Annotated in this window: 13 protein-coding genes; 3 read left to right on the top strand and 10 right to left on the bottom strand. The window is 41.3% G+C overall.

All coding sequences use genetic code 11. The features are described from left to right. Positions 1-12 precede the first annotated feature (12 nt). The 3 genes from galK to BWI44_RS20955 are packed head-to-tail and all read right to left on the bottom strand — an operon-like array spanning position 13 to position 3,707. Complete coding sequence (gene galK / locus BWI44_RS20965; protein WP_195209144.1) at positions 13-1,167, bottom strand: galactokinase; 1,155 nt, start codon at positions 1,165-1,167, stop codon at positions 13-15. A 54-nt stretch (positions 1,168-1,221) separates the two neighbouring features. After that, entirely contained in the window at positions 1,222-2,565 is a 1,344-nt protein-coding gene (locus BWI44_RS20960; RefSeq protein WP_007663838.1) for an MFS transporter, read from the bottom strand. A gap of 44 nt (positions 2,566-2,609) precedes the next feature. Continuing rightward, complete coding sequence (locus BWI44_RS20955) at positions 2,610-3,707, bottom strand: aldose epimerase family protein (RefSeq protein ID WP_118424385.1); 1,098 nt, start codon at positions 3,705-3,707, stop codon at positions 2,610-2,612. Between the two features lie 200 nt (positions 3,708-3,907). Between BWI44_RS20955 and BWI44_RS20950 the strand changes: the two genes are divergently transcribed. Then, positions 3,908-4,882 (top strand): type I phosphomannose isomerase catalytic subunit, encoded by a 975-nt coding sequence (locus BWI44_RS20950; protein ID WP_007663835.1) that lies wholly within the window; start codon positions 3,908-3,910, stop codon positions 4,880-4,882. A gap of 68 nt (positions 4,883-4,950) precedes the next feature. Here the strand turns inward: BWI44_RS20950 and BWI44_RS20945 are convergent, their stop codons facing one another. Genes BWI44_RS20945 through BWI44_RS20935 form a run of 3 tightly spaced genes read right to left on the bottom strand, consistent with a single transcriptional unit; the run spans position 4,951 to position 5,826 of the window. Then, a complete protein-coding gene (locus BWI44_RS20945) occupies positions 4,951-5,235 on the bottom strand; it encodes a hypothetical protein (RefSeq protein WP_007663834.1) in 285 nt (94 codons plus the stop codon). Continuing rightward, a complete protein-coding gene (locus tag BWI44_RS20940; protein WP_044155033.1) occupies positions 5,219-5,584 on the bottom strand; it encodes a phage holin family protein in 366 nt (121 codons plus the stop codon). Before BWI44_RS20940 ends, BWI44_RS20945 begins: the two co-directional genes overlap by 17 nt. A gap of 32 nt (positions 5,585-5,616) precedes the next feature. Continuing rightward, positions 5,617-5,826 carry a YtxH domain-containing protein gene (locus BWI44_RS20935; protein WP_022392514.1) on the bottom strand — a complete coding sequence of 70 codons (210 nt, stop codon included), beginning with the start codon at positions 5,824-5,826 and terminating at the stop codon, positions 5,617-5,619. Between the two features lie 350 nt (positions 5,827-6,176). Here BWI44_RS20935 and BWI44_RS20930 point away from each other — a divergent pair, with 350 nt between their 5' ends. After that, entirely contained in the window at positions 6,177-6,587 is a 411-nt protein-coding gene (locus BWI44_RS20930; protein WP_007663830.1) for a lipocalin-like domain-containing protein, read from the top strand. A 49-nt stretch (positions 6,588-6,636) separates the two neighbouring features. Continuing rightward, positions 6,637-7,143 carry an SPOR domain-containing protein gene (locus BWI44_RS20925; protein WP_021967826.1) on the top strand — a complete coding sequence of 169 codons (507 nt, stop codon included), beginning with the start codon at positions 6,637-6,639 and terminating at the stop codon, positions 7,141-7,143. Positions 7,144-7,334: 191 nt separating this feature from the next. On the opposite strand, the gene BWI44_RS20920 is transcribed toward BWI44_RS20925, so the two are convergent. Genes BWI44_RS20920 through BWI44_RS20905 form a run of 4 tightly spaced genes read right to left on the bottom strand, consistent with a single transcriptional unit; the run spans position 7,335 to position 14,492 of the window. Then, a complete protein-coding gene (locus tag BWI44_RS20920; protein ID WP_115501721.1) occupies positions 7,335-9,485 on the bottom strand; it encodes a polysaccharide lyase 8 family protein in 2,151 nt (716 codons plus the stop codon). A 45-nt stretch (positions 9,486-9,530) separates the two neighbouring features. Beyond that, a complete protein-coding gene (locus BWI44_RS20915; RefSeq protein WP_195209145.1) occupies positions 9,531-10,640 on the bottom strand; it encodes a glycoside hydrolase family 88/105 protein in 1,110 nt (369 codons plus the stop codon). A 10-nt stretch (positions 10,641-10,650) separates the two neighbouring features. Beyond that, the gene (locus tag BWI44_RS20910; protein ID WP_007663823.1) at positions 10,651-12,084 is read right to left on the bottom strand and encodes an alpha-L-fucosidase; all 1,434 of its coding nucleotides are present in this window, start codon (positions 12,082-12,084) and stop codon (positions 10,651-10,653) included. Positions 12,085-12,113: 29 nt separating this feature from the next. Next, entirely contained in the window at positions 12,114-14,492 is a 2,379-nt protein-coding gene (locus tag BWI44_RS20905; protein ID WP_007663822.1) for a glycoside hydrolase family 95 protein, read from the bottom strand. Positions 14,493-14,684 lie beyond the last annotated feature (192 nt).

The following is a 14,684-nucleotide window of genomic DNA, read 5'->3' as shown; positions in this document are numbered from 1 at the left end:
AGTTGGATGTTTTTAAACTAATCTGCGAGCACCATCGCTGATGACTACATCATAAACTTTAGGGCTTCTGCCGAATTTTTCTTTAAACTTATCCTTGGCATTCTGGATGAATGTATCATACAACTCCTCTTTCACCAGGTTGATTGTGCAACCACCGAAGCCACCGCCCATCACACGTGAACCTGTTACTCCGCAGTCAAATGCAAGATCATTCAGGAAGTCGAGCTCTTCGCAGCTTACTTCGTAAAGTTTGCTCATACCATGATGTGTCTCATACATTTTCTGGCCTACAGTTTCGTAATCACCTCTTTCCAATGCATCACAAACATCGAGTACGCGTTGGATTTCTTCGATTACATACTCTGCACGCATGAAGTCTTCTTCGCTGATTTCAGCTTTTGACTCTTGCAACATCTCCATTGTACAGTCGCGCAGGAATTCTACGTGCGGATGTTTCTTCTGGATAGCGGCAACAGCAGCTTCGCAGCTTTGACGACGCTTGTTGTATGCAGAAGAAGCCAATTCGTGTTTAACTACAGAGTCTACCAATACCAGACGATAGCCTTTCGGATCGAATGGGAAGTATTGATACTCCAGTGAACGGCAGTCCAGACGGATAAGGCTGCCTTGCTTGCCAAATACGGAAGCGAACTGGTCCATAATACCACAGTTTACACCGCAATAGTTATGCTCAGTTGCCTGACCTACTTTAGCTAGTTCAAACTTGTCTATCTTGTTGTCACCGAACAGATCATTTAATGCATACGCATATGTACTTTCCAAAGCGGCAGAGGAAGACATACCTGCACCCAAAGGCACATCACCGGAGAAAGCTGTATTGAAGCCCTTTACATCAACGCCACGCTTAATCATCTCACGACATACGCCGAAGATATATCTTGCCCAGCTTGCACGGGGAGCGTCTTCTTCTTTCAAACCGAATTCCACATAATCCTTCAGATCGATGGAATAAGCTTTTACAATGTCTGTGCCATTCGGTTTAATTTCAGCAATCATGCCTTTATCGATTGCTCCGGGGAATACAAAACCACCGTTATAGTCTGTATGCTCACCAATGAGGTTGATGCGTCCCGGAGAAGCATAAACTGCTCCTGTTGTTCCGTCAAAATGCTTGATGAAACGGCTTCTTACGTGTTCTATATCCATAATCTTTTCAAATTTATGAGTGAATAAATTAATTACCTATACCTTTTAATTGCGTTAATCCTCTACTGGGATATCTTTATTTACATTTTTGCAACCTACCAAGCCGTAGAACAGCAGATAAGCAAGAGCTGCGATAATCAACCAGTAGCTGGCCATATAACCTACAGAGTCAGAGATGCTTTGTTGGATCAAAGGCAATACACCACCGCCAACAACCATCATCATAAAGATACCGGATGCTTGTGCTGTATATTTTCCTAATCCTTCTACTGCAAGGTTGAAGATACCACCCCACATTACAGAAGTACAAAGACCACAAAGTACAAGGAACAATGCGCTGACAGGTACTTGTGCCATCATAAATCCTTCACCTACAGTGTAACCGGGCATTGAAACTGTTACATCTTTCGGAGTGAAGATAGCAATCAATACAAAAACAATAGCGGTAGCAGATACAACGATTAACTGTGTACGGCTGGAAACTTTACCACTGATGGCGCTACTTGCAGTACGTCCTACAAGCATTAACAGCCAGTAGATGGCAGCAATAGCACCACCGATAGCGGCACCGTTCGTCAGAATTCCGGCACCCTTATCACTTGCATCGGCAAGATAGAAGTTCAGTGTACCTGGGATACCGATTTCGATACCTACATAAATGAAGATACCGACTACGCCCAGTACAGTGTGGCGGAAACTCCATGGGCTGTGAGAGAATTTCTCTTTCTTAGCTCCACCTTTCTGAAGATGTGGCTCAGGGATAGCTACAAATGAAATGATAATAAATGCGGCTACGAATACACCCATAGCAACAAAAAGAAGAGGGGCAACATCCGACATAGCAGTCTTGGAAGTTACTGTACCGATCAAAGCACCTACGAAAAGCGGAGTCAATGTACCAGACAAAGAATTAAGAGCTCCACCTGTTTGAATCAACTGGTTACCTTTGTTACCGCCACCACCAAGAAGGTTCAGCATCGGGTTCACCACTGTGTTAAGCATACAAACGCAGAAACCGCAGATGAATGCACCCAGCAGATAGATGACGAAGTTTAACTTGATGACATATTCACCGAAGGCGAATACTTCGACATTTGCTCCGAATAAACTGGAAAGGTATTGTGTGAACAAACCGAGGAATCCCACTGCCATTGCAATCAATGCAGTCTTTTTGTAACCGATCTTAACGAGCATGTTACCGGCAGGAATTCCCATAAACAGATATGCCAGGAAGTTCATCATATTTCCCATCATACCTAAAGTGTTAGAACCTGCATACTCATTTCTCCATATTGTACCGAATGGCGCAGCAAGGTTCGTAACAAAGGAAATCATCGCAAAAATAAAGAACATGGTAATGATAGCGACAAGATTACCGTTCTGTTTTTGTTGTGTCATGGTTTTTAATAAATTATTAGTTTATAAAATTAGGTTAGTTATATTCATTCTTGTACACCGAACTTGTAAATAGTTACTTGTTGGTATTCGTCGCCCGGAAGCAATACTGCCGACGGGAAATGTGGTTTGTTAGGAGTATCGGGGAAACATTGTGCTTCAAAGCAAACGGCACTTCGTGCAGGGAAAGTAGCTCCATGTGCGCCGGTAAAGCCGCCCAGCCAATTTCCTGTGTAGAGTTGCACACCGTTTTCTGTGGTGTATACCTCCATGGTACGTCCGCTCTCCGGTTCTGTATAAGTAGCGGCAAGGCTCAATTCGCCACTCTCAGTTTTATTCAGTACATAGCAATGGTCATAACCTGCACCATTCACTAATTGCTGGAATTTGTCATCAATACGCTCACCTATTGTGTGCGGTGTGCGGAAATCCATAGGAGTACCTTCTACCTTCAGGATTTCTCCTGTCGGAATGGACACTTCGTCAATGGGAATATAATGATCAGCGTTGATAGTTATGGTGTGGTTCAGAACCGTAGGGGTGGGATTGGCAATACCTGCCAGATTGAAGAAGCCGTGGTTGGTGAGGTTGACAACAGTTGCCTTGTCTGTGGTAGCTCGGTATTCAATAACCAGTGCATTGGTTTCATCTTCCAGACGATAGGTCATTTCTACTTCCAGATTACCGGGAAAACCCTCTTCGCCATCTGCGGATGTATAGTTGAATACAACAGTTGTCGGATTCGGTTGGACTGCATCCCATACTCTGGCGTGGAAACCTGTGGGTCCGCCGTGCAGAGAATTAGGTCCGTTATTGATCGTCAGATTGTGCTCTTCGCCATACAGAGTGAACTTTCCTTTGGCTATACGGTTACCGTAGCGTCCAATAGTAGTGTTGAGGAAAGGTTCGGGGCTGTTGACTACATGGTCTATACTGTCATGTCCCAGAATTACGTTAGCATACTTCCCGTTTTTGTCGGGGACCATAATGGAAAGGATAGCGCATCCGTAGTTAGTTACTGCAACTTCCATTCCCTGAGCATTTTTAAGAATAAATAAATCAGTCTTCTTGTTATTTATATCTTTTTGAAAGTCTTCCTTGTTCAAACCAGACAAGTTACTTTCCGTTGACACGGTGTTTATCATATCCATGGTATAAAATTAAATTTCTTGCAAATAAAAAGAAATTCTTCCGTACTCCCAAGGGTTTATCTTGAAATGTGAAGAACATTTTAGGAAAGTTTAGCGTTTAACATTTACGAGGCGAATTGATATTTTTTGTAAGTTTGTCGCGTTAATCTAAAAAAATGTAACATTTTTATTTAAAGCTCTAACAAAAACTACGAATGTATCCTTTGAAATTTGAGCCTATTCTGAAGCAGACGCTTTGGGGAGGCGACAAGATTATTGCTTTTAAGCAATTGAATGAAACGCTATCCGGAGTAGGCGAAAGCTGGGAAATCTCAGCTGTAGAAGACAATGAGTCTGTTGTTGCCAATGGCCCTGACAAAGGCCTTACACTCCCGGAGATGGTGGGAAAATACCGTCATGAACTTGTCGGTGAAGTGAATTATTCTCGTTTTGGCACAAAGTTTCCCTTGTTAATAAAGTTCATAGATGCCAGATTGGACTTGTCTATTCAGGTACATCCGGGAGATGAACTGGCTAGAAAACGCCATAATTCTTTTGGTAAGAATGAAATGTGGTATGTGGTGTCTGCAGATAAGGGGGCAAAGTTAATTTCCGGTTTTTCTGAGCAGATAACTCCGAAAGAATACAAGGAAAGAGTTTATAATGGAACTTTTGCTGAAGTGCTGCAAACGTGTGATGTAAAACCAGGGGATGTATTCTATGTGCCTGCCGGTCGTGTACATGGTATTGGTGCCGGTGCTTTCGTGGCTGAAATTCAGCAGACTTCGGATATCACTTATCGTATTTTCGATTATAACCGGAAAGACGCAGAAGGTAAATCTCGTGAGTTACACACTACTCAGGCTATCGAAGCCATTAATTTTTCCGATGTACAAGATGATTTCCGTACTGAATACGATCACTTGAAGAACGAACCGGTAGAATTGGTTGCCAGTCCTTACTTCACTACTTCCATCTATGATATGACGGAGGAAATTACGTGTGACTATTCTGAATTGGATTCATTTGTGATTTTCATTTGTGTAGAAGGTGCATGCCACATCACAGACGACAGCCAGAATGAAATTGCTGTTCGTGCAGGTGAAACGGTGTTACTGCCTGCTGTTGTACAGGAAGTGACAATTGTTCCGGAAGAAGGTGGCGTGAAGTTGCTTGAAACGTATCTGTAATCTTAGAATTGAATTAAAACAAAAAAGCTGCACTTTACAAAGTGCAGCTTTTTTGTTTTAATATCTGTTTATCTTTTGGCAGAGAACATCCTCCTGGCTTTTCTCATTAGTTTTACTCCTAGCATCAATCCGTCGAAAACAGCCATGCCTGTATTAAAGGCACGCATGATAGCATTACCTTTATCAGCGGCGGGTGCAAGCGGAGCAAATAATTCTCTTGCCGTATCCGTCATGATTTCTTTCTGTGCATGTATTTTCTTCCGTAATTCTTTTTTCTGTAATGCAATACTTTCCAGAGTCATGGAAGAAGTATCAGGCATATTATTCATGATGGTATCATTTTTCATTATCATTATCAAAAAACAATCCGGCAATAAAATTCACCATCGGGTTGATGATGAGTTTTTTGCGGAAGGTAATTACTAATAAAACCAGTAGAAGATGGAAACAGGCGATGATGCTGAAGCTTACCATGAGTCCGCCTACGAGTGGATCTAAAATATAAGCCAGCGCAAACGACAAATAAAACAGTGCCACCATGCCTAAAATAATAACCACTGATAATAATATCAGGGCAGAAAGCAGGATTGAGAGTTTCTCAGTTATTTCCAGTTTAGTATATTCTTTTTGTAGGTTCAGATATTTCTTGAACTCAATGAATAGCTGCTGGAGGTTGTCAATACTTCTATCGTCTGCAAACATCATAGTGGCTCTGTTTTTTTGTAGATTTTGTTTTATTCGGCTGCTTCGCCTTTAATTTCTGCTGCAATCTCGTCTACCAGATTTTCCATTTCGCTACGGTTCAGGCGAATTCCCTTTTTACGGAGGATTTCTGCAATTTTGTGACGAGTGTCTTCTCCTTTTTCGGGAGCAAATAAAATACCGACGGCTGCGCCTACTGCTGCACCGCCCAGAAAAGCTACAAGTACATTTAATCCTTTCATAATGTTCTCCTTTCTATTTTAAAGAGGTTAATACTACAAAACTAACATTTTTCTTTGAATAGTTGTTCACGTAGCTTCTTTTTTTGAATATATTTTTTTCATTTATTTTTTCTTATCCAGTTTCGAAAGGGACCAACTCCGTGTCAAGTCCGTACCAACTCTGTAGCAAATTCGGTTCTATAGACACGGAGATGGTACGGACTTGGTATGTACTTGGTGCGGGGCTGACACGGTTCGGACTGGTTTCTATCGTAGGAAAAAAAGTGCGATTAGTTTAATTTAACTATAAGAGTAACGTTCAGATTGATTGTTCCGCGTACATTTGTCCTATTATTCGGAATATTAGCTACATGAAGATACGAAAAAGAAAGATATTTCTGATTATCGGGTTGGTAATGCTTGTACTGGCAGCTTGTAGTAATGTTGACGGCGATTTAGATAATAAATGGCAGTTAAGGCAGTATCAATATGCTGATGGTTCCATAAAACGGCAAGATAGTATCTTCTATAATTTTCAGAAAGGCAGTTTTTCTGCCATTTGTTTATTGAAAAATGGTAGTTATCAAACGTTTTTTGGGAATTATTCTTTGAAAGGAGATAAAATTTCTATTATTTTGCTGCCTGAAAGTGTAGAGTACGAAAGTTATGCATTCTATATGGGGTGGGAAAATGGAGAACGGACCTTCACGATAGAGGAACTCAGTTCCTCATCCCTCCGTTTGGAGCATGAAGGAGTACGATCTATATTCCGTAAATATTGAATATAGTTAAGATATTGATATAGAATTTATTAACAAAAATGATATGATTATGAAAAAATTAGCAATTTTAGGAATGGGATTGTGTATTGCATTGGCATTCTCTTCTTGCAAATCAAGTGAAAGCGCTTATAAAAAAGCATATGAAAAGGCAAAACAACAGGAACTGGCAGAACCTCAGACTGCTGAACCAGTGGAAGTAGCTCCGACAGTTACTGCTCCGGTAGAAGCAAGAGTAGTGGAAAGCACTCCGGTTGCAACTGCAGGTGTACGTCAGGAAAAAGTAGAAGTAGTATCTGGCGTAGGTGGTTTGAAAGATTACAGTGTGGTTTGTGGTAGTTTTGGTGTGAAAGCTAATGCTGAAAACCTGAAAAACTTCTTGGATAAGGAAGGTTACAATGCTGTTGTTGCTTTTAATTCAGATGCAGCTATGTATCGTGTAATTGTTAGTACTTTTAATGATAGAGCTTCTGCTGCCGATGCACGTGATGCTTTCAAGGCTAAATACTCAAACCGTAAGGATTTCCAAAGTTCTTGGTTATTGTATCGCCTTAAATAATTTGAATTCTTTTTGGTAATTAATAGAAAGGGAAACTCCTCTTTCAAAAACAGGGCAGTAGCTGTGAAGTTACTGCCTTTTTGTATCCGGTTTACGAAGTGAAATAGAGAAGTATCGACCTGATGAAAGATTCAATCAGGGTCGAGACTTCTTTTTGAGGGATTGTGTCAGTTAACTTTTATAAGGTCTGATTATTTAAGCCGGATATCGAAAGTTTGGGTTCTTCCGGCATATATATCGCTATTGCTGAAGTCGCAATTAATAGTTCCTGATCGTTTGGGAGCATCAATCTTTACAGTTATGTTGGACTGTGTCTGTGCAGGATCAGCAATATGAAGTTTTATTTTATCTTTATCAATCTTTTTGATGATTAGAGCACAGCCTTTGTCTACCTTTACTGTCATGTCTTTGTGGGTAAACTCTCCTGCATTATAAAAAATCATCTGCCAGATGTCTGTTTTCTTATTTCTGACTACCTGCACATTTTCTGTATTAGCCAGAATCTCAATATTATTTTTTTGCAGGTAACTCTTCATGTTTTCAGCTGTCCGGATACCAGGTACAACGATATAAGCATAAGTGGCCTGTTCAGGTGTAATACCATGATTAACTCCAAGTGTGAATATCTTTTTTCGGATGATATCTTTGGAAGTGGTATGGTTAATATCGTACCAGTTCCCTTCTTGTTGTTGATTGGCTACAAAGACTTGTTGCCCCTTTGGCAATATGTATCCTATCTTGTTGTGTAGAATCCATTCGGGAGAGGTGTACTCGGTAGTACCATCTTGGATATCAGAGAGCTTTCCTTTCTGGCAGATTATGGGATTCTCTGTAGAAGACAGGCATTGATTGATTGTTGTAAATACGGGATGTTGTGATGTGGAATGTATCCCCGCACCCAGGCATACGACTTCATTGTCGAAAAAGAACCATGCTTTGTGTGCGCTTGTATTGATTTCAGCATAGGAATCTGTATATGAATAAACAGATGCTCCGTATAAACTGTCTGATACACCTCCGGCAAAAGTCGAAGTTCCGGGAGTTTGCCAGTCACTGGCTGCCATGGGAATTTCATCAAGTTGTGGAGCCGTTGTACCGGGAATGCGTGCCCAGTTCCAGACAGGAAAGATTTCGGCATATTCATCTCCGTCGACTACAATGTTGGTACATCCGTCGGACATAAAGTAAGTCTTCAGGTTTTCTCCGTTTCCATATTCGCAACGTGCAGTGCGGGTAGATGCCATGCGAACGTCGAAAGCGTATGTGGGACGTATATGGAGAGTATAATCTCCCCTGAAGTAGTGAGTATGCTTAGACGTGAGTGCATGGTTGGCCGGTTGCTTTCCATCCAGACGGGCGATAATATCCTTAAATTCATTGGCATGATCCGGATCTAATTCAATCATACGTTTGGCGAATAAAGCTGTATGTATCTTCTTTGTGACGCCGGGGCGGCTTACACCTCTCCCGAGTACATCGAATAGCATATATTGCCCCCGTATGGTAGCATAATAGGTTTCGCGCATGAATTTGCTGAGCAATGCTAACTTGTCTTGTGGAATTGCATACTGGGTACCTTTGGTATACATCGCTATTTGGGTAACCCCTTTCAGGATTTCATCCCCATATCCGCCAATATAAAGTTGTCTGCCATGTTGAAAATAGCTGTTGTCGTGTTGAAATCCTTCTTTTGTAGTATATACAATAGGATTGTAGACATTCTCGAGTGCCACTTTCAGGTCAGTTTCATTTTTGGAAAGGCATGCACGATATATCCAGTGCAGGGCAATGTCCGTACGATTGGCGCCAGTCCACTTGGCAGGATCGCCTCCGTCAGTTTTGATTCTTTCCAATATTTTGTTTTCCAATTCCGTATTCAGGTGCTTTTCACCTATACGCAGTTGTATGAGTAGTACTCCCAAACGTTGAGGTTCTGCTATTTGGTTATACCACCAGTTATGACACCAGGGATTACGTTCATGCCAGTATTCCAAGCCTTTCTCTATTTTAGTGAAGAGGCTTTCATCCTTATAATATTTATTTTTAGAATTTGTATAAGCAAAGGCAAAATCGTACAGACGGTCGACGTGTTCCAGAGGAGGCCATTTTGTACGCTGAATACTACTATAATCTACATCTGTGAATGAACCGTCAGTTTCGTTGTATTTCTTTAAGGCTTCATCAATAGAGGGATTTTTAGCAAAGTCGAGCCTGATTTTCTGCATCAGTACTTCAAATTCATCCTCGTTGTCCGGAAGATTGCTATTTGTGGCTACGCTTGCTTTTACCGATATAATACTGCTTATAAAAAGCAAAATTATAAGGTGGATTTTATTTTTCATATTGTTTTTCAAGTTACTATTTTTATGTTATGATCATTCTCTATTTTACTTGGCCATTTTGTAGATTTGGTTGCCTGCTAACAGGAATGCGCCTACACCATAAACCTCGGTCATTTCGCGGGTCACTTTCTTTGGATCGGCGCCGATGGGCTGTACATAGCCCAGCTTTCCATTCTTTTCTACAGCTTTTACCAAGGCTTTCCATCCTTTTTCTATGGCAGGCATAAAGGTTGCTTTATCTAATAATCCTTCATTTACACCATAAGCTAAGGCATATACGATAAAGCCGGTGGCACTTGTTTCGGGTGAAGGATATGAGTCCGGGTCCAGTAAACTGGCATGCCAATATCCATCTTTTCCTTGTAACTGGATGATACGGTCGGACAAGGTAATAAATAAATCCTGATAGAACTGGCGGTGCATATTATTTCGAGGTAAAGTCTGTAAGATTTCGCAAAGACCTCCCAGTACCCAACCGTTTCCACGACCCCAGAATACTTTTGTGCCGTTAGCTTCTTTTTGATTGAAATAACGGTGGTCTCTGTAGAATAATTTTTCTTCTTTATCAAACAAATAGTCGTAGGTAGCTTTATATTCCCGGTTCATGAATTCGATGTACTTCCAATCATCGGTCAGCATATACATTTTAGCATAGACAGGAGGTGCCATGAATAAAGCATCGCACCATGACCAACGTTCCAGGCTTGCCATATTCCTGTAATCCAGTTCCAGTGTACTGGCTGACGGATGATTGATCACAAATTCTGTACGTGCCAGTGTAGGAAGCCACATATTCCGGTCGTGATATTTCTGGTACATATCCAGGAATACCTGTCCCACAGCTATATGATCTGCATGATACATGTATTTTCCTACCTGCCAGGCGTTACGGCGGCCTATTTTCATCAACCATTCATAGTAGGAACTGTCTTTGTCTTCTTTTTCGGTTAACTCGGCCCAATCTATCATGCCCATGTACAATGCGACATATGTCCAGTTCAAATCCTCATGTTCATTCCCCTTTGCCGGATTGGCTATTTGCCAATCAGCAACACTTTTCATGATAGATTTGATATCAGTTTTGTTGAAACTGTTTTGTCCATATGAGTAAATCGCTACTATAGACAAAATGGAATAAATAATTAAACGCTTCATATTTCTTTTTTTAAGTAAGTGCTTCTTGATATTTATTAGTAGATGTTTTAGAGGATTTTATTTCCAGTTTTATGACGAAAGGCTCCTGGAAATCCTGTTTAGGTACTCCCACGTTATATTCATTGCGGGCAGTCTCTGTAACTTTCATTTTTTCTCCGTTCAGCAATACGGCATTGATAATTTGGGTTTCTTTCGGAACTTTTACTGTGAGTTGCTTGGAATAAGGACGATTGAATACTATCATATAAACGCTATTCTTTTTATGTGTATAATATCCCCAGTCCTGTTTTTCCCAACCTGCATAATCACAGGCGTATATGCATTCCCCATTTTTCTGCATCCATTTACCTATGGCTTTTGCAATCTCTTTTTCTTCGGTACGAAAATCTCCGTCAGCTTGTGGACCGAAATTTACTACCATATTTCCACCCATGGATACAGCATGGACGATTCTTTCCAGCACTTCGACCGGATTCTTTACATAGCTCAAAGACCAGTCCTTGTGATAGCCCCATTGGTTTTCAGGAAGAGTCATACACGCTTCCCAATCCCATTTGGTCACTTGCAGGTCCTTTATAGGATCGGGGAGGCGACGTTCATAAGCTGATTCGTAATCTCCCATAAGATGTCCGTTGCTGTCAAAGTGCCTTTTGCCGTAATCATCGGCACGTAGTCGGCTGTTGACTGTAACGCCAGGGATGAGTTCTTTCAACATACGTTCTGCATGTGCGGTCCACCAACCGTTCTTCTTGATACTTTCATCCCAGGTTCCGTCGAACCAGAAATCTTTGACAGTGGGATAGCGGGTGGCGAGTTCTTTTAGCTGGTTGTCGGTGAATGCCAGGAAGCGCTGAAAGGCGATCTCGTCTTCTTGGTTTTTGATACTGTAGCGCCAGTCCGGGTGACTCCAGTCCATAACGGAAAAGTAGAAATGTACATCGATACCCACTTCGTTGTAGGCTTTTACTAATTCTCCCAGAATATCCTTTTTGTATGGGGTATTAGTTACGGTGTATTCTGTAAACTTACTTGGCCATAGGCAGAAACCTTCGTGGTGTTTAGTCGTAATTTTGACGTATTTCACTCCCATGTCTTTCGCCATTTTAGCCCACTTCTTTGCATCGAAGTTCTGTGGATTCCATTGTTTCATAAGTTGTAGCCATTCTTCAGCGGGGACTTTAGCCCACGACTTGAGCCATTCGGCAGCCCCGTTATATACCTGACCGTTCCATTCTCCTCCGGGAATGGCGTACAATCCCCAATGAATAAATGCTCCCAGTCGGTTTTCACGGAACTTTTGCATAGCTGCGTCATATCGCTTTCCTAAACGGTCTGCACCGTACTGTAGCCCTATCTCTTGTTCGGCAGGCAAAAGTTTTTGTGCCTGCATCGGGAATGAAAACAGAGACAGGATAGTAAAAGCGATTAAATGTAGTTTTTTCATAATACTGTTAATGATAAATGATTGAAGTGTTAGAAAATGATTTCATATATTTCTCCTTTTCGGGTATTGAATTCAAAGATATCATTACCGGAAAGTTTGATTTTAATTGGTTTGTTATACTTGTCGGTCACTTGTGCACTTGCTGCTTTGCAGTATTTTATCCGGCAAAGCTCTCCTTTATTAGATAAAATCCGGATACTCTGGATTGCACCGTTCTCCCATGTGGCTGAGACTTGAAAGTTTCCACGTGCCATTAGTCCGCTGAAGCTTCCTTTATCCCAATTATCCGGGATGGCAGGTAAGGGTTCAATATATCCCTCATGGCTTTGTAATAGCATTTCTGCTATTCCGGCAGTTGCTCCGAAATTGGCATCTATTTGAAAAGGAGGATGAGAACCCCATAAGTTTTCTAAAGTTCCGTAAGTCAGGATGTCTTGGTATAATTTATAGGCACGATTGCCATTCTTTGCTCGTGCCCATAGGTTTTGCCTGTGAGCCATAGCCCATCCTGTTGATTTGTCGCCTCGCTCTTTCAGAGTTACTTTGGCGGCTTCTAACCATTCCGGGGTGTCGGCATTAATAATAGTTCCGGGGTACATAGCACATAGCTGGGATATATGCCGGTGCTGGTATTGTCCGATTTCTCCATATTTATTTTCCTCACGGAATTCTTTTATTTGGCCGGATTCACCAATCAATATAGCATCTAATTTCCCGATTTGTTCTTTTACCGTTTTCAGGAACGGATCTTTATCTTTCAGAATCTCGGCAGCATGCAATAAGTCACGATATGTCTCCAGAATCATACTTTGGTCGAATATGCATCCTTTAGATCGATAATAAACCTGCTGGTGAACCTGTTCCGGTGAAAAAGACGGATCTACCAGTAATGTTCCGTCAGGTTGGGGTTTCAATGTTTTGGACAGGAATTTGGCCATGCCCATAAGTGCCGGATAGACATGATCTTTCAGTAGTTGTTTATCACGGGTGAAATCATAGTAATCCCAGAACAGTTTGGTTGTGAAACCTCCTGTTCCCGGGCCAGAATGTCCCCCAGGACCTTCTATGGCAAATGCCGTAGCTCCGGTACCGATTGTCCAGCCATTTTCTTCGGCTATCGGGTTTAGTGCCTCCGGATTGTTCTGAGTGATATAATCAACAGCTTTTTGAGTTGCAGCTTTGCGGAATGCTTCATTATAGTCCGCATATGGGATAAAGAGTTCAGTCAGATTTGTATTGAATACCGGCCAATAGTTCATTTGTACATTTACATTGTGCCAGTATCCTCCGGACCAGGGAGCGAACTCATATTGGTTCCAGGCACCTTGCAAGTTGGGGGGAAGAGAGCCTTGGCGTGAAGAAGCTATCAACAAATAGCGTCCATATTGGAAAAAGAGTTCTTCCAAGTATGCATCGCGTTTTCCGTTGCGGTACTGGTATAGTAACTTGTCAGTAGGGATAGAGGGGATATCTTCTGTCAATTGGAAATTAACTCTATTGAAAAGTTGTTGATAGTCAGCAATGTGTTCTTTGCGCAGGACTTCATACCCCTTCTCTACAGCTCTCCCTATACATTCAGAAACTTGTTTATGCGGATGGGTATTGCCTTTGAATTTTTCTGCATTTGGTAAAAGAAAGACACTGTCTTTTAGTTGGTAAGAAGTAGCAGCGGATATGTATAGTATTACGCTGTCGGCTTTGCTTATATCTATAGTGCTGTTGTTCTCACCCTTGTTTGAACAGGAGAGTGTTCCCCCATAATTCACTACTTTTATTTGCCCTTCGTAAGGTAAATGGAAGTATTGGATTTCTCCTTTCAATGTTATGAGATCTTTTTCGGCATGTGCTTGTCCGCTACGTCCGGTTTGTTCATCATTAAACGAATGCAGGTACGGTAAGACCGGGCGAAGTGTAAATGACACCTTACCCGGTTGACTGGCTTTTAATTTTACAGCAATTATATTGGCAGGATAGCTGGCAAAGTATTCTCTGTCATATTCTATTTCCTCATGTTTGTAGTTTACAGTGGAAATTGCATCATTTAAGCGTAGTGCGCGCTTGTAATCTTGTGCATAGTTATGATGAATATCCAGGTAGATTTCTGCGAAGTTAGTGAATCCTCCCATACCATAGGCACCCTTGTTACCCATTGTTTTCTCTGCTAATTGGATACGTTCTACATCAGTTCGTCCGAAGATGCAGACTCCCATAGCACCATTCCCAATGGGAAGTGACCATTTCTCCCAATCTTCATCATAAGGAAATCCTCTTGCTGCGATTTGGCTAAAGTTTCCCCCACGATTGTATGCCGGGCGATTGTACCATAATGTGTATTCTTTATTTGACTCAGCACCTTGTATGCTTAACGTTGATAAAAACAATAGTATTGATAAGAAAATTCCTTTCATGGCTTTCTGTATTTTGATTTTAGGATTAGTGCAAAGGTATAGAAAATTTCAGAGTAGCTCTCTTTGATACATTTCATTTTTAGATGATTACACAATTTGTGCTACAAAAATGGACGTTATTGGCATAGCTTGAAACTATTAAAATCGAGAAAACTATAATTTTAAAAGTTTATTTGCCTTATTTGAATAATT

This window comes from Bacteroides sp. Phil13 (assembly GCF_001940965.1).
Taxonomy (GTDB): Bacteria; Bacteroidota; Bacteroidia; order Bacteroidales; family Bacteroidaceae; genus Bacteroides; species Bacteroides intestinalis.
This window is presented reverse-complemented; position numbering and strand designations above follow the sequence as displayed.

Coding starts and splice junctions, on each gene's coding strand:
- galK (WP_195209144.1), bottom strand. CDS start 1,167: ATGGATATAGAACACGTAAGAAGCCGTTTCATCAAGCATTTTGACGGA.
- BWI44_RS20960 (WP_007663838.1), bottom strand. CDS start 2,565: ATGACACAACAAAAACAGAACGGTAATCTTGTCGCTATCATTACCATG.
- BWI44_RS20955 (WP_118424385.1), bottom strand. CDS start 3,707: ATGATAAACACCGTGTCAACGGAAAGTAACTTGTCTGGTTTGAACAAG.
- BWI44_RS20950 (WP_007663835.1), top strand. CDS start 3,908: ATGTATCCTTTGAAATTTGAGCCTATTCTGAAGCAGACGCTTTGGGGA.
- BWI44_RS20945 (WP_007663834.1), bottom strand. CDS start 5,235: ATGATAATGAAAAATGATACCATCATGAATAATATGCCTGATACTTCT.
- BWI44_RS20940 (WP_044155033.1), bottom strand. CDS start 5,584: ATGTTTGCAGACGATAGAAGTATTGACAACCTCCAGCAGCTATTCATT.
- BWI44_RS20935 (WP_022392514.1), bottom strand. CDS start 5,826: ATGAAAGGATTAAATGTACTTGTAGCTTTTCTGGGCGGTGCAGCAGTA.
- BWI44_RS20930 (WP_007663830.1), top strand. CDS start 6,177: ATGAAGATACGAAAAAGAAAGATATTTCTGATTATCGGGTTGGTAATG.
- BWI44_RS20925 (WP_021967826.1), top strand. CDS start 6,637: ATGAAAAAATTAGCAATTTTAGGAATGGGATTGTGTATTGCATTGGCA.
- BWI44_RS20920 (WP_115501721.1), bottom strand. CDS start 9,485: ATGAAAAATAAAATCCACCTTATAATTTTGCTTTTTATAAGCAGTATT.
- BWI44_RS20915 (WP_195209145.1), bottom strand. CDS start 10,640: ATGAAGCGTTTAATTATTTATTCCATTTTGTCTATAGTAGCGATTTAC.
- BWI44_RS20910 (WP_007663823.1), bottom strand. CDS start 12,084: ATGAAAAAACTACATTTAATCGCTTTTACTATCCTGTCTCTGTTTTCA.
- BWI44_RS20905 (WP_007663822.1), bottom strand. CDS start 14,492: ATGAAAGGAATTTTCTTATCAATACTATTGTTTTTATCAACGTTAAGC.